Raw genomic sequence first — 26,641 nt, forward strand, 5'->3', positions numbered from 1 at the left:
ATGCAATATCGGAATCAGACCCTTGAACCCCTCATCGCCTAGAATTAAACCAGTCCAACTTTCGGGGGCCAGTTCAGTCAAACGGTAAGCGGGGGCTCTTTCAGGATATTTCTCTATTAACGCAGATGGCCTATAAATATTTTATTTTTCAAAAATGGGCTTCGAATTGGGATACAATTTAACGTCACTTTGAACGAGGATCGTTTTTCAGAATTTCCGGAAGGGGATCGCTCGCCGAAAAATATTGAAGAACGTTAGGATCCAAGCAATTAAGTAATTCAAAAATTTCCTTCCGGTAGATGCTGCAATCGATATCGATCAGTGACTCTTGGTGGCTAATTCTATTTCTAAGTAAAACGGCGTGATGCATGATAAAACTAGCTCGATTAGGGGAAATAGTCTTAGGCCCCGATGACAGCGCCCGGCTAGTTATCTCTTTGTACACGGACTTGAGATTCGTATAAGTGGTCACGTTAGGGTAATACTTGCGGGTACCATCGGGGCGAATTGTCGGTTCTCGGTAGAAGAAAGCTTCCTTCCATTGAGTTAAGGTGACTTGGGCAATAATGTCATCGCGGTTAATGGGTTGACCTTTTCGCGGATGAATCCCTTCGATGAGCCCAGTTCCGTTGTCGCGAATCCCTTTAGCATTCCTGGCTTTTCCTAGGGCTCTGTTTGCAATTTGTTGGCTGACTTTGGAGAGAGGGAAGGATACATTGCAAGTGGGATGTTCAATCCAATTCTTATTGCTTTGAGGCTCCTGCTCATCGCTCCATTCATCGATCGCTTTGCAAATCTTGTTTCTGAGGACAATCTCAAAAACGGATAATAAGTTCCAAAGCGCCGCAGATAGTTGAAGGTCCCACCTATAAAGCTCGAGGGCTCGACCAGCATGATTTCCCATTTGAGTTAAATATTTTCCAGCGCGCTGTTCTCCCAACGTCTGTAGTACATGTTGTTCATGTCTGGATCCGTGCATTGCTTCGTCTTTCTTGGCATCGCGGATTGGGTGATCTTGTCATAGTGTGCTTTTTGGTCTATTCTCGGAGCTGAGAGAGTGATATAGCCGCCTAGGATCTTAATTCACTCCAGTAGGAAGGGCCACGTCCGAACACCGGTTATAAGCCGAAGTATCGGACGGGGCCCTTCCGTTTTGGGACTGTCTGATGGATTGTGTGTAGGTTTCCCGTTACTGGGACCCCAACTCGGCCGCCGAATTGGTTGTGGGGACCCGTATGCGTGCTTGCTAGTATGAGTAAAGCCTGTGGCCCAGATAAGTAAAATGTGGGCCTTGGACTACTTGATTTAAACCATTACACGGGAGCTTTCAGAATCTGTGGGCCCGTGGGCCTACAGGTCGCACAGGCACATAAATGAAGGCTGAGATACTGCGAAATGACGCGGTGAACCGTTGAACCTGATCCGGGTAATTCCGGCGAGAGGGAGAAAATAATGCCTGCTAATACTGCTGGGGCCGCAACACCAAAGCGCAACTTGGACTGGCGCGTGGTGGATATTGTGGTGGCATCCGTCTTAGGTGTTGCCTGTGGTTTCGTATTCTTGGGCTGGAATGCCGTGGGCTATGCCTGGTACGAGGCCATGGATGCTCTTACGCCGGGTCTTGGAGGCTTGGCCACCGGCATCTGGCTGCTTGGCGGCATCCTGGGCGGATTGGTCATCCGCAAGCCGGGTGCAGCGGTGTACGTGGAGGTTCTTGCCGCTACCGTGTCTGCCGTCTTGGGTTCGCAGTGGGGCATTAGCACCCTGTACTCGGGCCTGGCGCAGGGTATTGGTGTGGAAATCATCCTCGCTATCTTCATGTACCGCCAGTTCAACCTTGGCGTTACCATCCTGGCCGGTATGGCAGCAGGCTGGGGTGCCTTCGTCCTAGAGCTGTTTACCTCCGGTAATTTCGCGAAGTCCTTCGAGTTCAATATGATCTACTTGGTCACGTTGACCATTTCCGGTGCCATTTTGGCCGGGGCCTTGGGCTTCTATGTGGTGAAGGCATTGGCTAAGACCGGTGCTCTTGACCGCTTTGCAGTAGGCCGCGAACAGCGCGCTTAGGGCTTAGACCGCTGTGACTGATTTTTCACACTTCACAGGAAATGCCACAAAAATCTCGGCCCGCGGTTACGGGTGGACCCACGCTGGGCGCTCCCAACCGGCGCTGCAGGACATAGACCTCGTCATCGAACCCGGTGAGAAGATCCTGCTTTGCGGGGACTCCGGTTCCGGAAAGTCGACGCTATTGGCGGCGATGGCCGGTGTCTTGGGCTCCGATGAGGAAGGCACGCGCACCGGCGAGATTACCTTGGAGGATTCTGCGGGCACGGTGGAAGAGCCGGGGCGGACCATTCCGGTGGGGCTGGTCCTCCAGGATCCGGATTCGCAGGTCATTTCCGCGCGCGTGGGCGATGATATCGCCTTTGGCTGCGAGAACCTGGCGTATCCGCGCGAGGAGATCTGGCGCAGGGTGCAACAGGCTCAAGACCTAGTTGGCCCCTATGTGGACCTGGATTTTCCCACCGAGCATCTGTCCGGCGGGCAGAAGCAACGCTTGGCACTCGCCGGGGTTATCGCCATGGGCGCGGGCGTGGTCCTATTGGATGAGCCGACCGCTAACCTGGATCCGGAAGGCGCGCAGGACGTGGTGCGGGCCGTCGGCAAGCTAGTGGAGCACACCGGTGCCACCTTGGTGGTAGTCGAGCATCAGCATGCGGCGTGGGAAAGCGTGCTGGACCGCGCGGTAGAGCTAAAGGATGGGCGCATTATTTCTGATGGCCCCTTCGCTGACGTCGCCCGCAAGCGCCAGGTCACCGGTCTCCCGCAGGCGAGGTCGCTGGGAAGCGATGCGCTCGCAGAGTCCACTGCGGCGCTGTGGAGCAAGGACTTGGTAACCCGCTATGGGCCGCCGCGGTCTATATCCCTGCCGGCGGGGGCGTCGACCGTCATCACCGGGCGCAATGGCGTGGGAAAATCCACGTGGTTGATGACAATGGCCGGCCTATTGCCTGCCGAGTCCGGAGAAATCGGGGTTGCTGATTTCATCCGCCGCGGTGTGAAGGGCCCTCCTTCCCGCTGGAAATCCCGCGAATTGGCTGACCGCATTGGCTTCGTATTCCAAAATCCGGAACACCAATTTGTCTCGCGCACCGTGGAAGAAGAACTGCGGGTCGCTCCTAAGGTCATGCGCGTTGATCCCCCAGAAAAACGCATCGCGCAACTGGTGGAATCGTTGCGCTTGGGGCATTTGCTGAAGGCCAATCCCTTCACGCTTTCCGGGGGCGAAAAACGCCGGCTTTCGGTAGCAACGGCTCTGGTCACCGCGCCGGAGGTATTGCTTTTGGACGAGCCGACCTTTGGCCAGGATCCCGGAACCTTTGTGGAATTAGTGGGCCTGTTGCGCCAATTGGCCGATGACGGCACCACCATTGCCTCCATTACCCATGACCCGCAATTCATGGCAGCCTTGGGCGATTATCAGGTGGAGGTGCGCGGTGCCTAATCTCTTGCGCAATGTAAACCCGCTGACCCGCATCTTCTTGATGTTCGTCTGGGTCACGCCGCTGCTTGCCTCTATCGACTGGGTATCGGCGGCGATATCGCTAAGCCTAACGCTCATCCTGGCGCCGCTGTGTGGGGTCTCCTGGGTCCGCTTGTGGAAAGCCAGCTGGTTCCTATTCCTCATCGCCCCGCTTTCGGGCATTTCCATGCTGCTCTATGGCGCGCCCGGGGGAGAGGAGTACTTCAGCTGGTGGCTTATTACGGTGACGGAAAATTCGGTCACCTTGGCCATTGCGATCACGCTGCGTGTGCTCGCGGTCGCGCTACCAACGGTGGTGCTCGCACGCGATATCGATCCTACCGAGCTTGGCGATGCCCTCTCGCAGATCCTCCGCCTTCCCGCCCGCTTCGTCATCGGCGCGGTAGCCGGAGTACGGATGATGACGCTCTTGAAATCGGATTGGCAATCACTCGGCATGGCGCGCAGGGCCCGCGGGCTCACGGATGAAGGTCGCTTCAAGCACTTGCTCACGATGTCCTTTGGCCTGTTGGTGATTGCTTTGCGCCGCGGCGGCAAGCTTGCGACCGCCATGGAAGCGCGCGGGTTCGGGCGCACCCCACCCGGAGGAGGGGAGTGCACCTGGGCCCGAGAATCGAGGCTGCACGCCCACGATGGGTGGGTGATGGCCTGCGGTCTCGCCCTTGCTTGTGTACCGGTGGTAACTTCGGTACTTACTGGGGCCTGGAGATTCTTTGGCCTTTAATCCGCGAAAGCAGTGATTCAAGCACTATGGACATTGATGCCGAACAAGAGCGCCTCTTGGAGGACATCGTTAAGCTAGCAGCCTCGCGAAAGCGTGCGTTTAAACCCATCACGGTGCTTATCGATGGCCCCTCGGGCTCCGGCAAAACCTGGACCTCCGCCGCCTTGGCGGATCGCACCAATTGGCGGGTGGTTCACCTCGATGAATTCTATCCCGGTTGGCATGGCCTAGAGAAGGGCTCCGAGATGGTGGGCGAGCAGGTCTTGCGCACCATGAATCCCGGCTATTGGCGCTGGGATTGGGAAGCCAATTGCCCCGGTGACTGGGCAAGCCTCGACGTTCGTGATGACCTCATTGTTGAAGGCGTTGGCTCCGTGACCGCGGATAATATCGCGGCGGCGAAAAAGCGCGGCGCGGTGGTGACCGTGCGCATCGATGGCCCCCGCGAGCAGCGCTATGAGCGCGCGATTGCGCGCGAGCCGGCCTACGAGAAGTGGTTTAGCACCTGGGAAGAGCAGGAGAAATCCTACTTTTCTGATAAGGCCGCAGAGCCGGACCTGACGTGGGAGTGGGAGTAGCTCCTCCGCGCCGCCGGCAGGATACATTCCCTGTTTTGTATTCATAGCGCTGGCTTTGCTAGTCTTATCTCTAGTTCACTATGTATTGTGCACCCTGTGTGAATATGGCGCGCAAAGAACATGGTGAAAAGTCTGATCCTTAACAAGGCGCCAGCCTTGAGAAGAGTTCTGGACATGCGGAAGCGCCCCGGGAAAGAGCGCCTATTTTTGCATGTTTGGTTCCCTTCTTAAGAAGTGGTGCAATTCGACAGAAAGACTGTTTAATGCCAACTATTCAACAGCTGGTCCGCAAGGGCCGCCAGACCAAGCGCAAAGAGGTTTCTACCGCTGCGCTGAAGGGTTCCCCGCAGCGTCGTGGCGTGTGCACCCGCGTGTACACCACCACCCCGAAGAAGCCGAACTCCGCTCTTCGTAAGGTTGCTCGTGTGCGCCTTACCAGCGGTATCGAGGTTTCGGCTTACATCCCAGGTGAGGGCCACAATCTGCAGGAGCACTCCATGGTCCTCGTTCGCGGCGGCCGTGTGAAGGACCTTCCAGGTGTTCGTTACAAGATTATCCGCGGCTCCCTGGATGCCCAGGGCGTCAAGGACCGTAAGCAGGCTCGTTCCCGTTACGGCGCAAAGAAGGGACAGTAATAAACAATGCGTAAGAATGCTGCTCCGAAGCGTCCTGTAGTAAAGGACCCGGTATACAACTCCGAGCAGGTAACCATGCTCGTCAACAAGATCCTCCAGGACGGCAAGAAGTCCACCGCAGAGCGCATCGTCTACGGCGCGCTTGAGGCTTGCCGCGAGAAGACCGGCACCGACCCGGTTGGCACTCTGGAAAAGGCCCTGGGCAACATCCGCCCAGACCTCGAGGTTCGCTCCCGCCGCGTGGGTGGCGCTACCTACCAGGTGCCGGTCGAGGTTCGCCCGGACCGTGCCAACACCCTGGCACTGCGTTGGATGGTGACTTTCACCCGCCAGCGTCGCGAGAACTCCATGATCGAGCGTCTCTCCAACGAGATCCTGGATGCCTCCAACGGCCTCGGCGCTTCCGTGAAGCGCCGCGAGGACACCCACAAGATGGCTGAGGCTAACCGCGCCTTCGCTCACTACCGCTGGTAATTCTCAGCACCTGCATCAATGGCCTAAGCAACGAGAAACGAGTTTCGCGCTGATTTCCGGGTTTCCCGGCGGCGACACAAAACTTCATATCTCTTGCTTGGGCCATTTTGGTGGCACCGGGTGTGATTTAGACCAGCGCAGCTGGCCTAGTCCAGCGCATTCGCTTTATGTCCAGTACACTGAAGCGATGGAAGTCTAGGAGCCACTGGGCACCTAGCACGGCCACTCAATGGCAAACTTTTCAAGAACTTATCCATGCAGGCGTCTTAGCCAGGTTTCTGGTCACGGCGTCGACGACTATTAAGTTGGGGTATAAACGTGGCACAAGAAGTGCTCAAGGATCTGAACAAGGTCCGCAACATTGGCATCATGGCCCACATCGATGCTGGTAAGACGACCACTACTGAGCGTATTCTCTTCTACACCGGTATCAACCGTAAGGTGGGCGAGACCCACGACGGTGCATCCACCACTGACTGGATGGCACAGGAGAAGGAACGCGGCATCACCATTACCTCCGCTGCCGTGACCTGTTTCTGGAACAACAACCAGATCAACATCATTGACACCCCGGGTCACGTTGACTTCACCGTTGAGGTTGAGCGCTCCCTGCGTGTCCTCGATGGCGCCGTCGCCGTCTTCGACGGTAAGGAAGGTGTGGAGCCACAGTCCGAGCAGGTGTGGCGCCAGGCTGCTAAGTACGACGTTCCACGTATCTGCTTCGTCAACAAGATGGACAAGCTGGGCGCAGACTTCTACTACACCGTTGACACGATCGTTGAACGCCTGGGCGCTAAGCCGCTCGTTATGCAGCTGCCTATCGGCGCTGAGGATGACTTCGACGGCGTCGTTGACCTGCTGAACATGCAGGCCATCACCTGGCGCGGCAAGGTCGAGACCGGTGCTGAGCCAACTTACGAGGAGATCCCTGAGGACCTCAAGGAAAAGGCTGAGCAGTACCGCGAGCAGCTGGTTGAGGCCGTTGCAGAGTCTGACGAAGAACTCATGGAGAAGTACTTCGGCGGCGAAGAGCTCTCCATCGACGAGCTGAAGGCCGGCATCCGCAAGCTGACCATCAACTCCGAGATCTACCCGGTCTACTGCGGTACCGCTTACCGCAACAAGGGTGTCCAGCCGCTGCTGGATGCTGTTGTGGACTTCCTGCCTAACCCGCTCGACGTGGGCGAGGTTATCGGCCACGCTGTGGGCGATGAGGACCAGCAGCTCACCCGTAAGCCTTCCGTTGAGTCTTCCTTCTCCGCGCTGTCCTTCAAGATTGCAGCTCACCCGTTCTTTGGTCAGCTCAACTTCGTGCGCGTGTACTCCGGCCAGGTCACCCCTGGTACCGAGGTCATGAACTCCACCAAGGGCAAGAAGGAGCGCATCGGTAAGCTCTTCCAGATGCACGCTAACAAGGAGAACCCGGTGGAGCAGGCTGACGCCGGCAACATCTACGCCGTTGTTGGTCTGAAGGAAACCACCACCGGTGACACCCTGTGTGACAAGAACGACCAGATCATTCTTGAATCCATGGACTTCCCGGATCCGGTTATCAAGGTCTCCATCGAGCCGAAGACCAAGGCCGACCAGGAGAAGCTGGGTAACGCCATCCAGAAGCTTGCTGCTGAGGACCCAACCTTCACCGTTGAGCTGGATGATGAAACCGGCCAGACCGTCATCGGCGGTATGGGCGAGCTCCACCTCGACGTTCTTGTTGACCGCATGAAGCGCGAGTTCAAGGTCGAGGCAAACATCGGTAACCCACAGGTTGCTTACCGCGAGACCATCCGCCGCAAGGTGGAGTCCATCGACTACACCCACAAGAAGCAGACCGGTGGTTCCGGCCAGTTCGCAAAGGTTATCTGCACCATCGAGCCGTACAACCCGGACCCAGAGACCTTGGAAGAGGGCGAGTCTGCAACCTACGCTTTCGAGAACGCCGTGACCGGTGGCCGCGTGCCGAAGGAATACATTCCTTCCGTCGATGCTGGTATCCAGGACGCTATGCAATACGGCTACCTGGCTGGCTTCCCGATGGTCAACATCAAGGCAACGCTCGAAGACGGCGCTTACCACGACGTTGACTCCTCGGAGATGGCCTTCAAGCTGGCCGGCTCCCAGGTATTCAAGGAAGCTATGGCCAAGGCAAAGCCGGTTCTGCTGGAGCCAATGATGGCCGTTGAGGTTGTTACCCCTGAGGAGTACATGGGTACCGTTAACGGTGACATCTCCTCCCGTCGTGGCCAGGTTTTCGCCATGGAAGACCGCTCCGGTGCCAAGGTCGTCAAGGCCAAGGTTCCGCTGTCTGAGATGTTCGGCTACATCGGTGACCTGCGTTCTTCCACCGCAGGCCGCGCTAACTTCACCATGGTCTTCGACTCCTACGCTGAGGTTCCTTCCTCCGTGGCTCAGGAGATCATCGAAGAGCGCACCGGCGGCGCGAACTAATAGCGACGCCCCGCCCGTTCAGCGGCGGTTAAGGGCTGGTAGTCTCTGCCAGTAGATGCCAGCCTCACCGCTGAATGTGGCAACTGGGCTGGGTAGCGGCGGGCTGAGTTTGCAGCTAACACCATTGGTTGTGAATTGAGCCGGCCGTTACCCTCCCAGGATCCTTTATTTGAGACTCTTGTTGAGGGAAATGGCCGCGAAAATACGCGGGGTTACCTCCTATAATGGCGGTTTGAAAAAACCGCGGGATAAATCTAGGATCGTGTAACTGGCACGTAAAGAAAGCGTCATTAGCGCTTTGTCCCAGACAATGGGTCAGGTGCCAATGACAACTGTCAACCACGTGGCTGCGAAGGTCGTAGCCACCATATAGTCCAGGAGGACATACAGTGGCAAAGGAGAAGTTCGAGCGTACGAAGCCGCATGTGAACATCGGCACCATCGGACACGTCGACCACGGCAAGACCACCACCACCGCAGCGATCACCAAGGTTCTGGCTGACCAGTACCCTGAGGAGAACCAGGCATTCGCGTTCGACATGATCGACAAGGCTCCTGAGGAGAAGGAGCGCGGTATCACCATTAACATCTCCCACGTGGAGTACTCCACCCCGAAGCGTCACTACGCACACGTTGACGCCCCGGGCCACGCCGACTACATCAAGAACATGATTACCGGCGCAGCTCAGATGGACGGCGCTATCCTGGTTGTTGCTGCAACCGATGGCCCGATGCCGCAGACCCGTGAGCACGTTCTGCTTGCTCGCCAGGTTGGCGTTCCTTACATCCTCGTTGCACTGAACAAGTGCGACATGGTTGACGATGAGGAAATCATCGAGCTTGTGGAGATGGAAATCTCCGAGCTGCTCGCAGAGCAGGACTACGATGAGGAAGCTCCTATCGTTCACATCTCCGCTCTGAAGGCACTCGAGGGTGACGAGAAGTGGGTACAGTCCATCGTTGACCTGATGGATGCCTGCGACAACTCCATCCCTGACCCGGAGCGCGCTACCGACCAGCCGTTCCTGATGCCTATCGAGGACATCTTCACCATTACCGGCCGCGGTACCGTTGTTACCGGCCGTGTTGAGCGCGGTCGTCTGAACGTCAACGAGGACGTTGAGATCATCGGTATCCAGGAGAAGTCCCAGAACACCACCGTTACCGGTATCGAGATGTTCCGCAAGATGATGGACTACACCGAGGCTGGCGACAACTGTGGTCTGCTTCTGCGTGGTACCAAGCGTGAGGACGTTGAGCGTGGCCAGGTTGTTATCAAGCCGGGCGCTTACACCCCTCACACCAAGTTCGAGGGCTCCGTCTACGTCCTGAAGAAGGAAGAGGGCGGCCGCCACACCCCGTTCATGAACAACTACCGTCCTCAGTTCTACTTCCGCACCACCGACGTTACCGGTGTTGTGAACCTGCCTGAGGGCACCGAGATGGTTATGCCTGGCGACAACGTTGAGATGTCCGTTGAGCTCATCCAGCCTGTTGCTATGGACGAGGGCCTGCGCTTCGCTATCCGCGAGGGCTCCCGCACCGTCGGCGCTGGCCGCGTTACCAAGGTTCTCGACTAATCGAGGCTTCGTAACCGCTCGGTAGAGCTTTAAGAGTCCGCTGCACCGCATACCGGTGTGGCGGACTTTTTTGATCTCTACACGCGCCTTGAGTTGGAGAGGTCGTTGGCTACAGGCAGTGCTGGTGCTTTAGCGGCTTTCTGCTGCACTCCGAGGGAACTGTAGGGCGAGCTTAAGACCTACTCACGCCGTTAGAGGCCTGAATGCAGCGATATGGCTGTGCCAGAATAGAGGCCATCTCGGAGGCTTTTAGCTGCAAGCGCCATAGGCGCGGCCCGCCCCGAGATAGGAGTCGCAATGTGTTTGCTCTAGGGCATCCGTGTAGTAGCGAGTCCGATAAGCTGCCGGACGGTCTGCGTTGACGGCTAGTGGGCCGCCATCGCGAGCCTGTCTCGCTGCCCTCGCCTGGGCAGCGAGTTTGTTTCCATAAGTTGGGTTCTGTTGGGGGTTTGCAGGGTCCAAACACACCCAAACACAAAGGAAGGCCTGCCACACACCTGCAGGCAGGTAGTGGAAGGCCTTTACCTAGTGAGGGAAGTAGTTATTACTTCTCCCAGCCGATGTTTTCCTTAGGGATGACGGCGAATCCAGGGGCGCCCATGTTGGCGATGCCCTTCTTTAGACCGACCATCTGTGGGCCGTTGGCGTACGGAAGCAATCCGTATTCTGCGAAGGCTTCGGACTCGAGCTCGTTGATGCGCTCGATCTGCTCATCGCGGGTCGGCAGCTTCTGCATCTCTTCAATCTTCTTATCGAATTCCTCGGTACCCGTGCCGGACATGTTGAGGGTGGAGTCGCTGGCGTAGGTCTGACCAAAGAATGCTGGGCCGAATGGGTCACTTGCGGCGATACCGGAGAAGAAGAGGTCAAAGTCGCGCTCGTTGCTGATCTTGGAGAAGTCAGAGCTTGGGCGCTCCTCAATCTTCAGCTCAATGCCAGCGTCCTTCAACATCTTCTGGACGGCGGTAGCGGTGGACTTGGAGACCTCGTCATCGCCGATAAGAACGTAGCGCAGAGACAGCTTGTCGCCGTCCTTGGCGTAGTAGCCATCATCGCCCTCAGAGTAGCCGGCGTCCTCCAGCAGGCTCTTGGCCTCTTCAACGTCGTACTCGAGAACCTCAGAAAGGTTGTCCTTGTAGTCTTCCTGGGTTGGGTACAGGGTCAGGGAGCCAGGCATTTCCTCTTCATAGCCTAGGCCGTTGTAGCGGATCTCTGCGAGCTGGTCGCGGTCGATGGCTGCAAATACTGCGTGGCGAACATCCTTATCAGCCAGCTGTGGGGCCTTGGAATTCAAGGTGAACAGGACGTTGGCCGGGCGGGTGGCTGCGCGGACGTCGATGGAATCGCCCATGTCGGCGGCGATGGTGAGGTTGTTCTTGCTGCCCACGCCGGCGGCGTCGATTTCGCCAGCCTGGAAAGCGTTGATGGTTGCCTGGGACTCCATCGCGCGGTAGCTGACCTTGTCCAGCTTCGGCTCATCGCCCCACCACTTTTCGTTAGGCACGAAGGACACGGTGCCGCCGCGGAAGTCGGAGTTTTCCACCTTGAATGGGCCCGCGCCGTACTGTGGGTTGAGCTTGCCCAAGTATTCCTGGTCAAATTTCTCGGCGGTATCGATCGCTGGGTGCAGGATGTCGTTGAAAAGTCCCTGCCACCATGGGTATGGGCTCTCGAAGGTGACCACGGCTTCCTTGTCGCTTTCACCCTTCTCCACGGATTCGATTAGCTCGTAACCGTCGGTAGAATTGACCTGGACGTCCATGTCCTTGCCGTTGTTGAAGCGCCAGGTGTTCTCGAAAGCGGTCCAGTCAATGGGGGTGCCATCATTGAAGGTGGCGTCGTCGTTGATGTCGTAGGTCACGACGGTCTTATCGCCTTCGGTGGATTCTTCTACCGAATCCAGGTACGCGGGGTTCGGGGTGTAGTGACCTTCGCCGTCATAGAGCGCCATCTGCGGGTTGTACCAGCCCCATACGGTGCTGGTATCGGTGGTCATATTGGCGTGGAAACGGTTCTGCTGCTCAGTCAGCTCGCCGAGGGCGAGGGTGAGCTCACCGCCGTCCTTAATCTCATCGCGTTCTTTTTCGTTGTAGTCACCGGACGGTTTGACGTCGATTTCGAGACCGCCGACAGCCTTGTTAGAGGAGTCGGCACCGTCACCAGAACCCGAGCAGGCGGTGAGTGCGAGCGCGGTGGCGGAGAGAGTGGCAACCGTTGCTATGCGGAAGCGACCGAACTTTTTCATGGGGATTACTCCTTGCGTGAGATGAAGACGAAGTTGGCATAGACGGCCGAATAGGTAACCGTCTACTGCAACTATGTGACGTACGTTACAATATTTGTATTTGTGTCCGCCATCACTTTATGGAAAGAATGCGGAGCTCGAGGGAGCTAGGCCCGGGACTTTTCCCTGCGTGCGTGGGCAACCTTGGGATCCGGATTCGGGATGGCATCCAGAAGCTTCTTGGTGTAGTCATCCTGCGGGTTATCGAAAATCTCATCCGTCGAGCCGGACTCGACGAACTTGCCCTTGTACATCACCGCAACGCGGTCCGAAAGGTGGCGCACGACGGAAAGATCGTGGGCGACGAAGAGATAGGACAGGCCCAGCTTTCGCTTCAGGTCCTCGAGCAGGTTAATGACACCCGCTTGGATGGACACGTCCAAGGCGGAGACGGGCTCATCGAGCACAAGGACCGAAGGACGCGTGGCCAGGGCGCGGGCCAAGCCGATGCGCTGGCGTTGGCCGCCAGAGAAGTGGCTAGGGAAACGGTCCAGCTGCGAAGAGTCGAGGCCGACCAAACCCATGAGCTCATTCACGCGGGTATCGACATCGCCGTCATAGCCCAGGGAATTGAGCGGTTCCGCAATGACCTCGCGCACGGTCAGGCGGGGGTTGAGCGAGCTCATTGGGTCCTGGAAGACGATCTGGATGTCTTTGCGGGCCTCGCGGCGCTCGGACCCACTCATGCCATTGGCGTTCTTGCCATTGAGGACAACGGCACCGTTTTCAGGGTCCAGATCCATGATCTCCAGCAGGGTGGTGGTCTTACCGCAGCCGGACTCACCGACGATGGCCAGGCACTCGCCTTCGCGGATATCGAAGGTAATACCGTCGACGGCCTTGACGGTGCCCACCTTGCGCTTAATCAACGCGCCCTTGGTAAGCGGGAACTGCTTGCGCAGTTCGTTCACGGCGAGGGTGGTCTTGCGATCCTCGCGGGGAACGTCGGCCAAGATGTCATCGGCAAGCAGCGGCGGTTTAAACATCAGCTCACCGTCAATCTTGCGGTCGTGGATCTCCGGCGCGCGCAGGCAGGCGCTGCGGTGGGAGGTGGATTCGTCTGTGAGCTGAAGCAGCCCCGGCTCGCCGGAAAGGCAAGCCTCCTGCGCGACGGGGCAGCGAGGGGCGAATTGGCAGCGATCCTTTAGGTTCACCAAGACCGGTGGGTTGCCCTCAATGGGGGTCAGAGGTTCCGAGGCTGAGGAATCGGGGCGCGGCGTGGAACCAAGTAGTCCTACGGTGTAGGGCATGCGGGGGTTAGAAAAATGGTATCGACATCGCCGTGTTCTACCGGTTGGCCGGCGTACATGACCATGACATCGTCAGCGGTTTCTGCCACCACGCCCATATCGTGGGTAATCATGATGGTGGCGGCGCCGGTTTCGCGCTGCGCCAGACGGATGACGTCCAGGATTTGCGCCTGGATGGTGACGTCGAGGGCCGTCGTCGGCTCATCGGCAATGAGCACGCGCGGGTTATTCGCAATAGCAATGGCGATGACCACGCGCTGGCGCATACCGCCGGAAAACTCGTGCGGGAACGACTTCAGGCGCAGGTGAGGCTCGGGGATGCCCACCAGATCTAAGAGCTCAGTGGCTTGCTTCAGGGCTTCTTTCTTGCCGATGTCCTGGTGGGCCTGAATGGCCTCTACCAGCTGCGAGCCAATATCGAAGACCGGGGTCAGCGCGGAGAGCGGATCCTGGAAGATCATGCCGATGCCATTGCCACGAATGCTCGACATTTCCTTATCAGAAAGCCCGAGGAGCTCGCGGCCATCGAATTTCACGGAGCCTTCTACCTTGGCGTATTCCGGCAGCAGGCCCATGATGGACATGGAGGTCACGGACTTACCGGAGCCGGATTCGCCGACGATGCCCAGGGTGCGGCCGGGGTGCAGGTCAAAGCTGACACCGCGCACCGCAGAGACGGTTCCGGCTTCAGAGGGGAAGCTGACGCGTAAATCATTGACGGACAAGATAGGCGAAGTCATAGTTTACCTCCGGAATTGGAGTTGGGATCGAGTGCGTCGCGCAGACCATCGCCAATAAAAGCCATGGAGACGGTCAGCAGCGTCAAGGTAGCGGCGGGGAAGTAGAACTGCCATGGGGCGGATTGCAGGGAGGCAGTACCGCCCTGCAGCAAGGTACCGAGGGAGACATCGGGAAGCTTCACGCCCAAGCCCAGGAAGGACAGTGCGGTCTCAGAGCCCACGGTGCCCACAACGCCGAAGACGAACTGGATGATAAGCAGCGAACCAATGTTTGGAATGACGTGGCGGACGATGGTGCGCATCTTGGATACGCCCATGTAGCTTGCAGCGCGGACATAGTCCTGCTCGCGGACGGTAAGTGCTAGGGACCAAATCACGCGGGCCTGGTACATCCAGCCGAAGGCGATAAGGACGACTATCAGAAGCTTCCAGTCACCGCCGGAGTCTGCCACCACAAGGGCGATGAGCAGGAAGGTTGGGATGGAAAGCAGGAAGTGGATAACCGCGAGGACGGCCTTTTCTGCAAATCCGCCCCACAGGGCTGCGGCGCAGCCGACGAAGGCCGAAATGACCAGCGTGGCGAAGGACACCACGATTGCAATGGTCAGGGACCTGCCCAGGCCGTGGATGGTTTGGGCATAGAGGTCATTGCCGGAATCGTTGGTACCAAACCAATGCTCGGGGCTCGGTGGCTCAGATAGGGCGAGGAAGTCCGGTTCCGTGTAGTCCCACTGGGCAAAGAAATTGCCAAAAAGGGCGGCAAAGATGAGAAAGCCCAGGATGATGACGCCAACGGTGGCTAGCTTGTTGCGGAAGAAGCGGCGAATATACAGCTTGTACCGGGAAGTACCGCGGGGGACCTCCGGCAGCGTGGCCATGCGCTCGGCTTCCTCATTGCTTAACGGATCCTCGGAGACGACCTCGGTGCGCGTAGAAACCTCGCCACGGGGCTGTTTCTTGGACATCTTTGGTTCTTTGGGATTTGTCATTTAGCTCACCCTTACTCGTGGATCCAAGGCGACAACAACGAGGTCTGCCAGGACGGCGGACACGGCCGTCATCGCGGCACCGAATGCCGCCACGGCTACCGCGCCATTGATGTCGTTCTTACTAATGGTCTGGATGAAGTACTGGCCCATACCGTTCCAGCCGAAGATGCGCTCCGTCATCACGGCACCGGTGAAGATGCCGGGTACGGAAAATGCGACGGAGGTGGCCACCGGGATGATGGAGGTGCGCAGTGCGTGCTTGCGGATGGCCTGCTGGCGGGTAAGTCCCTTTGCGCGGGCGGTGCGGACATAATCCGCATCGAGGTTATCGAGCAATAGCGTGCGCTGGGTCATGTGGTAGCTGGCGTAGCTGATAATCACCAGGGAAATCGTGGGCAAGACGAGGTGCTGCGCGGAGTCCAGGAGTTTGGGGAAGAATCCCTCGACCCCCAGGGACTTGGAACCGACGACGTAGAAGATCTTCTTGCCGGTCAAATCGTTGATCTCCAGGGCGGCCCAGACGACGGCGATGGAGGCAACAACCACGTGGGTATTCATCGCAATGATGGAAATTCCCTGCCACACGCGGTCACCGGTCTTGTACTGACGGGAGGCGGTGTACACACCAACGGCCACACCGATGACGATGGAAAGGATGGTGGCCAGCAAGAGCAGCTGTGCGGATACCCAGATACGGTAGCTGATCTCTTCGTTGACCATCTCACCGACCGGAGATTGTCCCCAGTCCCACTTCGTGAGGATATTTGTCAGCCAAGTCCACCAACGCTCCAAGAGCGGGGTTTCTGGGCTGAGGTTATAAGGCTCGAGGAGGTTATTGATTTCCTCATCTGAAAGTGGTGGACGGCGCTCGGTGTAGTTTGAACGCGGGTCCAAAAACGAGACCGCCAAGAAATAAGCCAAGTTAGTGGCTAAAAAGATCATGAGTAACCAGCCCAAGATCTTTTTGATCAAATACTTTGTCATGGGGAAATTATCCGTGCGTGGTTAAGCAGGAAACAGTGTGAATATATATAAAGCCAACGATGGAGTCGTTGTATGTGACCAATCTAATAAGATATAAGCGAGAGCACAATTCACATTGCCCCGTGATGTGCATCGCCAATCAACCAATAGGTATTTTTTCAGTGTAGACACTTAGGGCGCTAAAAAGAAAAATGGGATTCAGCTGCAGATTTAAAAACCTAAATTGTTCAACAGTTATAAGAAACGCTTAAGTGAAAATAAGTGACAACGGGGGTAACCAATCAACCAGAGTGGCGCGCTGACCCATGGCTGTAATAGGTCGGAGAAGCTCGGTAGGCTAGATCCTTATGGAAGATCCCACTCGCATCGACCCGACCTTGGCGGCGCTGCGCACGGCATGGGAGGGTCAGCCCAATCTGAGCCTGCCGACGCTCTTTGCCTTATTGGCCAACCGGGGCATCGGCTGGGGCGTGAGCGACGCGGAGTTGGTCGCTGAGTTGGAGCGGCAGGCCGAAGTTCATCCGCCGTTATTGCCCCTTGAGGATGGTCGCGTGGGCACAGGTGAGTGGCTCGTACTTAGCGATGCCCCCGCCTGCCGCATCACCGCCGATTCCTCCCGTATCATTGTGCGCCGCCCGAATGCTCAGCCGGTGGTGTGGGAATACAGCGCCATTAGGCCAACGGGCCCCGGCCGGCCCTTTGTGGTTAGGGATACTGAGGGCTTTGAACACCGGCTTGGGATCGTCTCCAGCATCATGCGGCTGACTGAGCCGCTACCGGAGCTCAGTGGCAGGATCCGCTACGAGTTGGGTGACTTTGTCTATGTCCTCCGCTTGGAGGACGCTATCGCTGTCCTAGATCACGGGCTGCATCTCTTTCACAAGGAAAATCGGCGGGTGGTTGCCCGTGATTATGCGTGGAAGAGGATAGAAAAATGCCGCCCTGGCGAGGAGCTAGAGTTACTCCTCGAGGGCGGCGATTATGTGCGATTGGGCAAGGTAGTTGAGGTCCTTATTGCAGAGGCCCCAAACCCCTTATTCAGCTAAATCCTTCATCGGCTTGACCTTGGTGAAGTGCAGCTTATAGCTGGTATCTAGGTCAGCGTCGGGGAAAGCCTCCCGGAAGTCGCGCTCATTGGTTTCCACAGCATTGGTCAGGCGCTCCAGCGGCGTGTCTGGGTTGGCAACCACCGTGTACTGCAGCGTCGGGCGGGCGCGGTCGTATGCAACCAAGCGCTCGACCCGGTCCACACCATCAAGCGCGTCCAGATCCTTGGCCACCGCGGTGGCGATGGCGCTCATGGATGCAGAGATTGCGCCTCCTTCATTGGAAGCTGCGGATTCCACATTATTAAAGCGGCGGTGGCGCAGATTTACGACGATGAGCCACAAACCAATGATGAGCAATAGGGCAGAGGCGCCAGCCAAGACCCAGACCCACCAACTATTGTCGCCCAAAGTGCGCCACGTATCGTGGTCTACCCACTCCGCTAGATACTCAGCAAATTCCACATTGAAGTTAATGAGAATTGGCCACACACCGAGCGCGATGAGGATAATTCCAAGCAGGCCGAGGAGGATTCGGTCAAAGGTAGCAAGCTTTTTAGACATGATTATCCATCTCCGGAATCTTCTCTACGGCTACGGTGACCTTTGGTGGGTGTGCAAGCACTTCCAAAGCGCGGCTAACAGCCGTTTCCACGCGCCCAGGCAATTCAGTATCTTGCTCATCGCCGTTGACGGTAACCTTCGCGTTTTTGGTATCCGCGGAAGTCTGCGCGGACGCGACTCCCGGAACGCGGCGCGCTGCGGCAGAGCTCAAGCGCGCGACATCAACCGGACGCATCCACATGGAAGCGGACTCGGAAGCGACCTGGATGTGGGTATTGCGGCGCGTTTTTACCGCAGCGATCACAAAGATGAGACCAACGACGATGGAGCCTACGCCAGCCCAGATCATCCACGTTTCTAATTGCTCGGTGGCAATAAGATTGAGGACCGGCTGGACCCACGATTGGGCATTGGCGTCTGCGCCGACAAGCCAGGTTTCGCGGACACCCACAATGCCAATGGCCAGCAGGACGAAACCTAAAATGACGGTCCACGTGCGCACGGCAGGAGACGCCTTGGGCTGTTGCCCGAAATGCTCAGGCATATTCATCTCAGCCATTATTGCCTCCTTGCTCGTGGAATGGGGTGATGGAAATGGCACGCAGCGGCTCAGGCCGTGGCGCATAGACATGCAGCGGGCGCTGGCTTGTTGGGGTTACCTTGATGCGCTTGAGCGGTTCCTGGCGCGGGGCCTGAACCTTGCGCAGTGGGGCGGGCCTTGCGGTCTGCACGCGCTGCTCGCTCCGGGAATTATCGATCTCGATCTTGCGCAAAGGCTGCGGACGGGGGACAGAGACCTTTGCCTTCTTGGCGAAGGGGCGTATCTGTCCGCTCGGGAGCAACCGAGCAGGGCGCGGGGCGCGAACGCTGCGTACCCGCTCTGGGCGCGGCTCGATGATGCGGCGCGGTTCGTGATCTTCTGGAGCACTGATGTCTAACAGCTGGTGATCCGGAAGATCAGCGGAAATGCTGCGCACCGGCGCCTCCCGCGGCGTGTCAACGGAGCGCGCCGGGGTATCGCCAGGCGGCGCCGATACACCGCGGACGGCAACTTCCTTCCCGGAAGAAATCGCGCGGATTCCGGCTTCTGGTGGTACGGCAATACCGCGAACAGTCGCCTCTTGTGGGGTATCGACGGTGCGAACTGCGGCTTCTTCCGGGGTCTCGATGCCTCGCACTACGACCGAGTCCTGGGTGACAGGCTGGGTCACGGTAGACGGGGTAACCTCCGGGGTAAAAGCCGAAGCGGCAGGACGCTGCGCAACCTGTTCTGCGGTAACGCGAGTATCCGGGACCGATTCACCAACGGTGACATTCACGCGGGTGGTGGTATAGCCGGTATGGGCAGCAATAGCCTCTGAAATGGCGGCACGCGTACTTTCCGCGACTGCGGTAACCGGCGATGGCCACACCACAGCGATGGTCGCGCTCACGGCGGCGACCTCACGCTCTGGATCCATCTGTACCGAAACCCGTGGATAACCGCGTCCGCCAATGCCAGCAAGCTTGGCATCTAAATCCTTTGTGCCAGGCACGCTAGCAATTGCGGCGGTCACGATTCGTTCCATGGTCCGCAGCGAGAAACGCGTGTGGCCCTTAGTGGAACCTTCTGACATTAGCCTTGGCCTTTCTCCTTGCCAATGAGGCCATTCCACACAGCGCTGAGGTCGATCCGGCCATCAAAGTGGGAACCCAAGAGGCCACCGACGGCAGCAAGCAGCACGGCGAGCAGCGTCCAACCCCAACCTAAGTACAAAAAGAAGGCAAGTAGCAGGCCGATAACAATGCCCAATGTGGTGTAATTTTTCATATCTAATCCTTCGAGGGAGCAGCGGATAAGCCATCTACGGCGTCAGAAAACTCAACGTCGATGCGTTCTAGCTCCGTACATGCCTTGCGGGCTGCCGAGCGGATTTCTTCCGCTAGGCGGTACAGATCAGGCTGCGCACTGATATCAACACGGACGTTGATTTGCAGGTGGCGATCGTCGCGGGGATCGGGCCGGCGCATGCCGGTAACCCTTTCGCCCGGGAAGAGTAGGCTCACCGAGCCGTAGGATCCGCCGTCAAGGCCCGCGACACCGTTGAGCTTTTGCACCGCTTCCGCAATTGCGTGAGCGTGGCTTACCTCGAGCTCAAATTGTGCTCGGGGTTCAGGCATTGTTCTTATGCCTGGCCCTGGTTCAGTGCAGCCTGCTCTTCAGACTCGGAGTCTTCCTTCGGCAGCTTGACGTTGTGAACAACAACGTCAACCCGCTCTACGGTCAGGCCGGTCATGCGCTCGACAGCGTTCATGATGTTGCGGCGAATTGCCTCAGCCAGCTCGTGGATAGCAACACCGTACTCAGCGGTGATGGCAATCTCGATCTTTGCGGAGCCGTTTTCTACCTCTACGTCAACACCCTGGCGTACGTCCTCGGATGCACCGAAGGACTCGCGGATGGTGCCCATCATGCGAGCGCCGCCGCCACCAAGGGAGTCAACGCCGGAAACTTCGCGGGCTGCAATGCCAGCGATCTTGGAAACAACGACGTCATCAATGGTGGTGGTGCCGTACTGAGTCTCCAGGTTGTTGTTTACCTCGCGCTCTTCAGAAGCGGCAACGTTGTTCTCAGAGTGCTTTGCAGGAGTGTTGTTCTCAGACATGGTCTTTAAGGCCTTTCCCTAAATATTGACTTGCATGGTCGCAATACGAAATTGAAGGACCAAGAACCAACGGTTCAAAATCCTTCCTTGAGCATACCTACCGCCCAAGCTGAAGTGGGGTCTGTGACAACAATATTTACCAAAACGTGATTATTGGCACTATTGCCAGGTTGGTTTGAAAAACACCAGCCCATCGTGCTTAAATACTTAGGTTGCTTTAACAGGGTAGCGCGAACCGATAACGGACCGTCTTAAATACGGTGCGCATCGGGGAGACGCTGAGCTGGTAAAGCGAACATGACACCTTCGTTGTCACCGTGGCTCAGGGCTTTCCTGAAACACAGACTGGAAGGTCATCCGATCGGGCTAGGTCCGCGCTAGAGCAGAGGCACCCCGAGACGATGGACCGGAGAAGGGGCATGGCAAATAAACAGCGGCAGTTAGCGAATAGGACACTCTCCACGTGTAATGCGTGAAAACCGTCCTCTTCACAATACTTTGACTACGGGTCTTGTACCCCGTCAGGAGCACTGCAGACTGGCATTTGTCATGTGCTGTATCTCTTGGTTGTCATGACAGTCAGACCACTGGCGTTGTGTCAGGCCCCAGGCCCGGACAACGTTATAGAGAAATCGAGAAGCAATTTCCCACCGCTTCACGCCCCGGAAACGCCGGGAATGTGAAAGTGGGGAAGCGAGGAAGAGGATAAGCGTGGCGGGACAAAAGATCCGCATTCGGCTGAAGGCCTATGACCACGAGGCAATCGACGCTTCTGCAAAGAAGATCGTCGAGACCGTTACCCGTACGGGTGCTCGTGTAGTTGGCCCAGTGCCGCTCCCAACCGAGAAGAACGTGTACGCAGTTATTCGTTCTCCGCACAAGTACAAGGACTCTCGCGAGCACTTCGAGATGCGCACGCACAAGCGCCTGATCGATATTCTCGACCCGACCCCGAAGACCGTTGACGCTTTGATGCGCATCGATCTTCCGGCAAGCGTCGACGTGAACATCCAGTAAGCGACTTTGGTGGAGAACTAATAATGAGTGAAAACGAGATCAAGGGCATTCTGGGCAAGAAGCTCGGCATGACCCAGGTCTTCGACGATGACAACCGCGTTGTTCCGGTTACCGTCGTTGAAGCAGGGCCATGCGTTGTCACCCAGATTCGCACCCCCGAAACCGATGGCTACAGTGCCATCCAAATCGCCTTTGGCGAGATTGACCCACGCAAGGCAAACAAGCCTGAGGGTGGTCACTTCAAGAAGGCTGGCGTAACCCCGCGTCGTCACGTTGCGGAAATCCGCATGGACGACACCTCCGCATACGAGGTTGGCCAAGAGGTCAAGGTAGACATCTTCGAAGGCATCACCTTCGTTGACGTCACCGGCCAGACCAAGGGCCACGGCTACGCTGGTGCTATGAAGCGCCACGGCTTCCAGGGTCAGGGCGCAGCTCACGGTAACCAGGCCGCTCACCGCCGCGTTGGTGGTATCGGTGGCGCTGCTACCCCGGGCCGCGTCTTCAAGGGCAAGCGCATGGCTGGCCGCATGGGCCACGACCGCGTGACGACCCAAAACCTGAAGATTCAGAAAGTTGATGTCGAGTCCAACCTGCTGCTCATCAAGGGTGCTATCCCGGGTGCGCGCGGCGGCCTCGTCACCGTTAAGACCGCAGTGAAGGGCGGTGCACACGCATGAGCAACCTCAAGCTAGACGTCCACACCTCTGAAGGTAAGACCAATGGCTCCGTGGACCTGCCGGCTGAAATCTTTGACACCGAGGCATCCGTTGCTTTGATGCACCAGGTTGTCAACGCACAGCTTGCTGCTGCTCGTCAGGGCACCCACGCCACCAAGACCCGCGGCGCTGTCCGCGGTGGTGGTCGCAAGCCTTTCCGCCAGAAGGGCACCGGTCGTGCGCGCCAGGGTTCCATCCGTGCGCCGCACTACACCGGCGGTGGCACCGTCCACGGCCCGCAGCCACGTAGCTACGCACAGCGCACCCCTAAGAAGATGATCAAGGCTGCTCTCTTCGGTGCGTTGTCTGACCGTGCTCGCAACGAGCGCATCCATGTCATCGAAGAGTTGGTTCCAGGCCAGAAGCCGTCCACCAAGGCGGCCAAGGCTTTCCTCGAGTCCCTGACCGAGCGCGACAACGTGCTGCTGGTTATCGGCCGCGAGGACATCAACGCCCGTCGTAGCGCTAATAACCTGCCGAACGTTCAGATCTTGGACGCCGGTCAGCTCAACACCTACGACGTTCTCTACTCCGATGACGTTGTGTTCTCCGTTGAGGCGCTACACACCTTCATCACTCGCGCTACCGGCGCGGATAAGGAGGAGAACTAATGGCTAAGATTTCTAACCCGCGCGATGTCATCATCGCCCCGGTTGTATCTGAGAAGTCCTATGGTCTGATGGAGCAGAACGTCTACACGTTCTTCGTCTCCCCAGACTCCAACAAGTCCCAGATTAAAGATGCCGTCGAGCAGATCTTTGACGTGAAGGTCGACTCCGTGAATACCGTAAACCGTGCAGGTAAGCGTAAGCGCACCCGCACCGGCTTCGGTCAGCGTAAGTCCACCAAGCGCGCATACGTGACGCTCCGTGAAGGCAGCGACTCCATCGACGTCTTCGGCGCAGGCGCTTAAGCGCCACCGGAGAGCCGAAAGGAAAAGGAAGAATTATGGCTATTCGTAAGTACAAGCCGACAACTCCGGGTCGCCGCGCATCCTCCGTATCTGAGTTCGACGAGATCACTCGCTCGACTCCGGAGAAGTCCCTGCTGCGCCCGCTGAGCAAAACCGGTGGTCGTAATAACTACGGCCGCATCACCACCCGCCACATTGGCGGTGGCCACAAGCGCCGTTACCGTCTGATCGACTTCCGTCGTAACGACAAGGACGGCATTCCGGCAAAGGTCGCTCACATCGAGTACGACCCGAACCGCACCGCAAACATTGCATTGCTGCACTACGTAGATGGCGAGAAGCGCTACATCATCGCGCCGAAGGGTCTGAAGCAGGGTGCTGTTGTCGAGTCCGGCCCGAACGCAGATATCAAGGTGGGCAACAACCTGCCGCTGCGCAACATCCCGACCGGTTCGACCATCCACGCTGTTGAGCTCAAGCCGGGCGCTGGCGCTAAGCTGGCTCGCTCTGCTGGTGCTTCCATCCAGCTGCTGGGTAAGGAAGGCAAGTACGCCGTTCTGCGTATGCCGTCTTCTGAAATCCGCCGCGTGGACATCCGTTGCCGTGCAACGGTTGGTGAAGTTGGCAATGCCGAGCAGATGAACATCCGCTGGGGCAAGGCCGGCCGCATGCGTTGGAAGGGCGTTCGCCCGACCGTCCGTGGTGTCGTTATGAACCCGGTTGACCACCCACACGGTGGTGGTGAGGGTAAGACCTCCGGTGGTCGCCACCCAGTGTCCCCATGGGGTCACAAGGAGGGTCGCACCCGCAACCCGAACCGTTACTCCAACAACATGATCGTGCGCCGTCGTCGCCCGAACAAGAAGCGCTAAGAGGAGGTAAACAATGCCACGCAGCCTTAAGAAAGGCCCGTTCGTCGATGAGCACCTCCTCAACAAGGTGGATGCTCAAAACGATGCAGGCACCAAGCAGGTCATCAAGACCTGGTCTCGCCGCTCGACCATTCTCCCCGATTTCATCGGACACACCTTCGCCGTCCACGACGGCCGCAAGCATGTGCCGGTCTTCATCGAGGACTCCATGGTCGGCCACAAGTTGGGCGAGTTTGCACCAACCAAGACCTTTAAGGGTCACGTCAAGGATGACAAGAAGGGACGTCGATAAGCGATGAGTGAGACCATCACCTCCGCATCCGCCACGGCCCGCTACGTCCGCGTTACCCCGATGAAGGCACGTCGTGTGCTCGATCTGGTCCGCGGCAAGTCCGTAAGCGAAGCTTTGGCAATCCTGAAGTACGCACCGCAGGGTGCTTCCAAGCCAGTTGCAAAGGTCGTTGCTTCCGCAGCCGCTAATGCTGAGAACAACTTCGGCCTCGACCCACGCACTCTGGTCATCTCCGAGGCATACGCCAACGAGGGCCCGACCATGCGTCGTTTCCAGCCGCGTGCACAGGGTCGTGCATTCATGATTCGTAAGCGCACCAGCCACATCACCGTGGTTGTCGAAAGCCAGCAGGAAGGGGCCAAGTAATGGGCCAGAAGATCCATCCTCACGGCCTACGTTTGGGCATCACTTCCGACTGGAAGACCCACTGGTTCGCGGATAAGGACTACGCGAACTACGTAGCCGAAGACATCAAGATTCGTAACTACCTCAACAAGGGCCTCGAGCGCGCCGGCATCGCCGACATCGTTATCGAGCGCACCCGTGACCGCGTTCGCGTGGACATTCACACCGCCCGTCCGGGCATCGTGATTGGCCGCCGCGGTGCTGAGGCTGACCGCATCCGCCGCGAGCTGGAAAAGCTCACCGGCAAGATGGTTGCCCTCAACATCCTCGAGGTCAAGCAGGTAGACGCAAACGCAACCCTGGTTGCTCACTCCATCGCGGAGCAGCTGGTTAACCGCGTCGCATTCCGTCGTGCAATGCGCAAGGCTATCCAGTCCGCTATGCGCCAGCCACAGGTTAAGGGCATCAAGATTCTGCTGTCCGGCCGCCTGGGCGGTGCAGAAATGTCCCGCGTCGAGCGCTACCACGAGGGCCGCGTTCCGCTGCACACTCTTCGCGCCGAGATCGACTACGGCACCGCAGAGGCCCACACCACCTTCGGCCGTATCGGCATCAAGGTGTGGATCTACAAGGGTGACGTCGTCGGTGGCGTACGCGAGTCCGAACTGAACGCTCCGGCACAGGGCCGTGGCCGTGGTGACCGCAATGGTCGCTCCCGCCGCGGTGGCCAGCGCCGCCAGCGTGCACAGCAGAAGCAGGAGGGCTAATCCATGCTGATTCCTAAGCGTGTTAAGTACCGCCGTCAGCACCGCCCGAGCCGTCGTGGCGTGTCCAAGGGCGGAAACCGCATTAACTTCGGCGATTACGCAATCCAGGCACTGGAGCCTGCGTACATCACCAACCGTCAGATTGAGGCCGCACGTATTGCCATCAACCGCCACGTTAAGCGTGGTGGCAAGGTGTGGATCAACATCTTCCCGGACCGTCCGTTGACCCAAAAGCCGCTCGGTGTTCGTATGGGTTCCGGTAAGGGCCCGGTTGAGAAGTGGGTGGCTAACGTGAAGCCTGGCCGCGTACTTTTCGAGATGAGCTACCCAACAGAGGCTGTTGCAATTGAGGCTCTGCGCCGCGCTGGCCAGAAGCTTCCTTGCAAGGTCCGCATCATCAAGAAGGAGGACCAGTTCTAATGGCAACCGGTACCCCCGCCCACGAGTTCCGTGAGCTCGACAACGCAGAGCTGGAAACCCGTCTGAAGGATGCGAAGGAAGAACTGTTCAACCTTCGTTTCCAGAAGGCCACCGGCCAGCTGACCAACAACCGCCGCATCGGCACGGTTAAGCGCGACATTGCCCGCATCTACACCGTTCTGCGCGAGCGCGAGCTGGGCCTGTCTGTCGCTCCGGGAGCTGAGGCTTAATCATGAGTGAGGCTAACGTGACTGAATCCAAGAAGGGACCAACTCCGAAGAAGGAGAAGGTCAAGGGTGCTCCTAAGGTCCGCACCGGCTACGTCGTCTCGGACAAGATGTCCAAGACCATCGTCGTCGAGTTGGAAGACCGCAAGCAGCACGCTCTGTACGGCAAGATCATGCGCTCTAACAAGAAGGTTAAGGCGCACGATGAGGAAGAAACCGCAGGCGTAGGCGATCTCGTACGTATCGCTGAGACCCGCCCGCTGTCCAAGGACAAGCACTTCCGTCTCGTAAAGATCATCGAGAAGGCTAAGTAAACCCTAGCCAGCGCAGCCCCTGTACCGGACCATTTGGTTCGATACAGGGGCTTTTCGCTGTTTCAGAGTTTTAAGGCCGGGCTCTTCCATAGAACCAGTAGGGCACCCAGGTGACGTCGTCTGAAGAAAGGCCCCAGTCTTTCACCGCGAGGCCCCGAACCTTCTTCGCCAAGTCCCCTTCGCCGGAGATCCACACGTACCCCGGTATCGCCTCATCGGCATAATCTGCCTTCAGCGCGGCAACAACAGATTCCGCTTCCTGGTGCG

At 57.9% G+C, this 26,641-nt stretch carries 31 protein-coding genes and 1 pseudogene; 20 read left to right on the forward strand and 12 right to left on the reverse strand.

The window, feature by feature from the left end:
• Positions 1 to 184: 184 nt before the first annotated feature.
• Positions 185 to 940, reverse strand: coding sequence for a hypothetical protein (locus ABRP98_RS09005; protein ID WP_349858814.1), 756 nt, complete (start codon positions 938 to 940; stop codon positions 185 to 187).
• Positions 941 to 1,452: 512 nt separating this feature from the next.
• Between ABRP98_RS09005 and ABRP98_RS09010 the strand changes: the two genes are divergently transcribed.
• From ABRP98_RS09010 to tuf, 8 genes are all read left to right on the forward strand, one after another.
• Entirely contained in the window at positions 1,453 to 2,067 is a 615-nt protein-coding gene (locus ABRP98_RS09010; RefSeq protein WP_349858816.1) for an ECF transporter S component, read from the forward strand.
• A gap of 13 nt (positions 2,068 to 2,080) precedes the next feature.
• Positions 2,081 to 3,508, forward strand: a complete 1,428-nt coding sequence (locus ABRP98_RS09015) for an ABC transporter ATP-binding protein (RefSeq protein WP_349858817.1) — start codon at positions 2,081 to 2,083, stop codon at positions 3,506 to 3,508.
• Positions 3,501 to 4,271 carry an energy-coupling factor transporter transmembrane component T family protein gene (locus tag ABRP98_RS09020; RefSeq protein WP_349858819.1) on the forward strand — a complete coding sequence of 257 codons (771 nt, stop codon included), beginning with the start codon at positions 3,501 to 3,503 and terminating at the stop codon, positions 4,269 to 4,271. Before ABRP98_RS09015 ends, ABRP98_RS09020 begins: the two co-directional genes overlap by 8 nt.
• A gap of 26 nt (positions 4,272 to 4,297) precedes the next feature.
• Positions 4,298 to 4,849, forward strand: coding sequence for a nucleoside/nucleotide kinase family protein (locus ABRP98_RS09025; RefSeq protein WP_284781935.1), 552 nt, complete (start codon positions 4,298 to 4,300; stop codon positions 4,847 to 4,849).
• Positions 4,850 to 5,112: 263 nt separating this feature from the next.
• Positions 5,113 to 5,484, forward strand: a complete 372-nt coding sequence (gene rpsL, locus ABRP98_RS09030; protein WP_005276879.1) for a 30S ribosomal protein S12 — start codon at positions 5,113 to 5,115, stop codon at positions 5,482 to 5,484.
• A gap of 6 nt (positions 5,485 to 5,490) precedes the next feature.
• Complete coding sequence (gene rpsG / locus ABRP98_RS09035; RefSeq protein WP_023025169.1) at positions 5,491 to 5,958, forward strand: 30S ribosomal protein S7; 468 nt, start codon at positions 5,491 to 5,493, stop codon at positions 5,956 to 5,958.
• Positions 5,959 to 6,276: 318 nt separating this feature from the next.
• Positions 6,277 to 8,406: an elongation factor G gene (gene fusA, locus ABRP98_RS09040; protein WP_023016729.1), complete on the forward strand. Its 2,130-nt coding sequence runs from the start codon at positions 6,277 to 6,279 to the stop codon at positions 8,404 to 8,406.
• A gap of 389 nt (positions 8,407 to 8,795) precedes the next feature.
• Positions 8,796 to 9,986, forward strand: coding sequence for an elongation factor Tu (gene tuf, locus ABRP98_RS09045; RefSeq protein WP_005276884.1), 1,191 nt, complete (start codon positions 8,796 to 8,798; stop codon positions 9,984 to 9,986).
• A gap of 544 nt (positions 9,987 to 10,530) precedes the next feature.
• Here the strand turns inward: tuf and ABRP98_RS09050 are convergent.
• The 4 genes and pseudogenes from ABRP98_RS09050 to ABRP98_RS09065 form a co-directional block, all read right to left on the reverse strand.
• Complete coding sequence (locus ABRP98_RS09050) at positions 10,531 to 12,231, reverse strand: ABC transporter family substrate-binding protein (RefSeq protein WP_349858822.1); 1,701 nt, start codon at positions 12,229 to 12,231, stop codon at positions 10,531 to 10,533.
• Positions 12,232 to 12,377: 146 nt separating this feature from the next.
• Positions 12,378 to 14,260: pseudogene (locus ABRP98_RS09055) on the reverse strand (ABC transporter ATP-binding protein).
• The gene (locus ABRP98_RS09060; RefSeq protein ID WP_349858824.1) at positions 14,257 to 15,249 is read right to left on the reverse strand and encodes an ABC transporter permease; all 993 of its coding nucleotides are present in this window, start codon (positions 15,247 to 15,249) and stop codon (positions 14,257 to 14,259) included. Before ABRP98_RS09060 ends, ABRP98_RS09055 begins: the two are co-directional and overlap by 4 nt.
• Entirely contained in the window at positions 15,250 to 16,233 is a 984-nt protein-coding gene (locus ABRP98_RS09065) for an ABC transporter permease (protein ID WP_349858826.1), read from the reverse strand.
• 347 nt (positions 16,234 to 16,580) lie between these two features.
• On the opposite strand from ABRP98_RS09065, the gene ABRP98_RS09070 reads away from it, so the two are divergent.
• Complete coding sequence (locus tag ABRP98_RS09070) at positions 16,581 to 17,279, forward strand: hypothetical protein (protein WP_349858828.1); 699 nt, start codon at positions 16,581 to 16,583, stop codon at positions 17,277 to 17,279.
• Here the strand turns inward: ABRP98_RS09070 and amaP are convergent.
• Genes amaP through ABRP98_RS09100 form a run of 6 tightly spaced genes read right to left on the reverse strand, consistent with a single transcriptional unit; the run spans position 17,268 to position 20,488 of the window.
• Positions 17,268 to 17,843 carry an alkaline shock response membrane anchor protein AmaP gene (amaP, locus tag ABRP98_RS09075; protein ID WP_349858830.1) on the reverse strand — a complete coding sequence of 192 codons (576 nt, stop codon included), beginning with the start codon at positions 17,841 to 17,843 and terminating at the stop codon, positions 17,268 to 17,270. The genes ABRP98_RS09070 and amaP overlap by 12 nt on opposite strands.
• Positions 17,836 to 18,402: a DUF6286 domain-containing protein gene (locus ABRP98_RS09080; RefSeq protein WP_349858832.1), complete on the reverse strand. Its 567-nt coding sequence runs from the start codon at positions 18,400 to 18,402 to the stop codon at positions 17,836 to 17,838. The genes amaP and ABRP98_RS09080 overlap by 8 nt, the downstream gene beginning before the upstream one ends.
• A complete protein-coding gene (locus ABRP98_RS09085) occupies positions 18,395 to 19,459 on the reverse strand; it encodes an Asp23/Gls24 family envelope stress response protein (RefSeq protein ID WP_349858834.1) in 1,065 nt (354 codons plus the stop codon). Before ABRP98_RS09085 ends, ABRP98_RS09080 begins: the two co-directional genes overlap by 8 nt.
• Positions 19,459 to 19,653 carry a hypothetical protein gene (locus ABRP98_RS09090; RefSeq protein WP_023025176.1) on the reverse strand — a complete coding sequence of 65 codons (195 nt, stop codon included), beginning with the start codon at positions 19,651 to 19,653 and terminating at the stop codon, positions 19,459 to 19,461. The genes ABRP98_RS09085 and ABRP98_RS09090 overlap by 1 nt, the downstream gene beginning before the upstream one ends.
• Positions 19,654 to 19,655: 2 nt before the next feature.
• Positions 19,656 to 20,003, reverse strand: a complete 348-nt coding sequence (locus ABRP98_RS09095; protein WP_349858835.1) for a Rossmann-fold NAD(P)-binding domain-containing protein — start codon at positions 20,001 to 20,003, stop codon at positions 19,656 to 19,658.
• 5 nt (positions 20,004 to 20,008) lie between these two features.
• On the reverse strand, positions 20,009 to 20,488 hold the full coding sequence (locus tag ABRP98_RS09100) for an Asp23/Gls24 family envelope stress response protein (RefSeq protein ID WP_005276899.1): 480 nt from the start codon (positions 20,486 to 20,488) through the stop codon (positions 20,009 to 20,011).
• A gap of 711 nt (positions 20,489 to 21,199) precedes the next feature.
• Here ABRP98_RS09100 and rpsJ point away from each other — a divergent pair.
• Genes rpsJ through rpsQ form a run of 11 tightly spaced genes read left to right on the forward strand, consistent with a single transcriptional unit; the run spans position 21,200 to position 26,374 of the window.
• Positions 21,200 to 21,505: a 30S ribosomal protein S10 gene (rpsJ, locus tag ABRP98_RS09105; protein WP_003848085.1), complete on the forward strand. Its 306-nt coding sequence runs from the start codon at positions 21,200 to 21,202 to the stop codon at positions 21,503 to 21,505.
• 23 nt (positions 21,506 to 21,528) lie between these two features.
• Positions 21,529 to 22,185, forward strand: coding sequence for a 50S ribosomal protein L3 (rplC, locus tag ABRP98_RS09110; RefSeq protein ID WP_349858837.1), 657 nt, complete (start codon positions 21,529 to 21,531; stop codon positions 22,183 to 22,185).
• Positions 22,182 to 22,835 (forward strand): 50S ribosomal protein L4, encoded by a 654-nt coding sequence (rplD, locus tag ABRP98_RS09115; RefSeq protein WP_239269115.1) that lies wholly within the window; start codon positions 22,182 to 22,184, stop codon positions 22,833 to 22,835. Before rplC ends, rplD begins: the two co-directional genes overlap by 4 nt.
• The gene (gene rplW / locus ABRP98_RS09120) at positions 22,835 to 23,137 is read left to right on the forward strand and encodes a 50S ribosomal protein L23 (protein ID WP_005276934.1); all 303 of its coding nucleotides are present in this window, start codon (positions 22,835 to 22,837) and stop codon (positions 23,135 to 23,137) included. Before rplD ends, rplW begins: the two co-directional genes overlap by 1 nt.
• A 35-nt stretch (positions 23,138 to 23,172) precedes the next feature.
• Complete coding sequence (rplB, locus tag ABRP98_RS09125; protein WP_005276935.1) at positions 23,173 to 24,009, forward strand: 50S ribosomal protein L2; 837 nt, start codon at positions 23,173 to 23,175, stop codon at positions 24,007 to 24,009.
• A 13-nt stretch (positions 24,010 to 24,022) separates the two neighbouring features.
• Positions 24,023 to 24,301, forward strand: coding sequence for a 30S ribosomal protein S19 (gene rpsS / locus ABRP98_RS09130; RefSeq protein WP_005276936.1), 279 nt, complete (start codon positions 24,023 to 24,025; stop codon positions 24,299 to 24,301).
• A 3-nt stretch (positions 24,302 to 24,304) separates the two neighbouring features.
• Entirely contained in the window at positions 24,305 to 24,667 is a 363-nt protein-coding gene (rplV, locus tag ABRP98_RS09135) for a 50S ribosomal protein L22 (RefSeq protein WP_005276938.1), read from the forward strand.
• On the forward strand, positions 24,667 to 25,413 hold the full coding sequence (rpsC, locus tag ABRP98_RS09140; RefSeq protein ID WP_005276941.1) for a 30S ribosomal protein S3: 747 nt from the start codon (positions 24,667 to 24,669) through the stop codon (positions 25,411 to 25,413). The genes rplV and rpsC overlap by 1 nt, the downstream gene beginning before the upstream one ends.
• A gap of 3 nt (positions 25,414 to 25,416) precedes the next feature.
• Positions 25,417 to 25,833, forward strand: a complete 417-nt coding sequence (gene rplP, locus ABRP98_RS09145; protein WP_005276943.1) for a 50S ribosomal protein L16 — start codon at positions 25,417 to 25,419, stop codon at positions 25,831 to 25,833.
• Positions 25,833 to 26,063 (forward strand): 50S ribosomal protein L29, encoded by a 231-nt coding sequence (rpmC, locus tag ABRP98_RS09150; protein ID WP_005276944.1) that lies wholly within the window; start codon positions 25,833 to 25,835, stop codon positions 26,061 to 26,063. Before rplP ends, rpmC begins: the two co-directional genes overlap by 1 nt.
• Positions 26,064 to 26,065: 2 nt before the next feature.
• Entirely contained in the window at positions 26,066 to 26,374 is a 309-nt protein-coding gene (gene rpsQ / locus ABRP98_RS09155; RefSeq protein ID WP_023025182.1) for a 30S ribosomal protein S17, read from the forward strand.
• Positions 26,375 to 26,444: 70 nt separating this feature from the next.
• On the opposite strand, the gene ABRP98_RS09160 is transcribed toward rpsQ, so the two are convergent.
• Positions 26,445 to 26,641: SIP domain-containing protein (locus ABRP98_RS09160; RefSeq protein ID WP_349858840.1), on the reverse strand; the 197-nt coding region annotated here is incomplete at its 5' end.

Origin of the sequence: Corynebacterium sp. KPL2838 (assembly GCF_040225455.1) — a bacterium.
Taxonomy (GTDB): Bacteria; Actinomycetota; Actinomycetes; order Mycobacteriales; family Mycobacteriaceae; genus Corynebacterium; species Corynebacterium rhinophilum.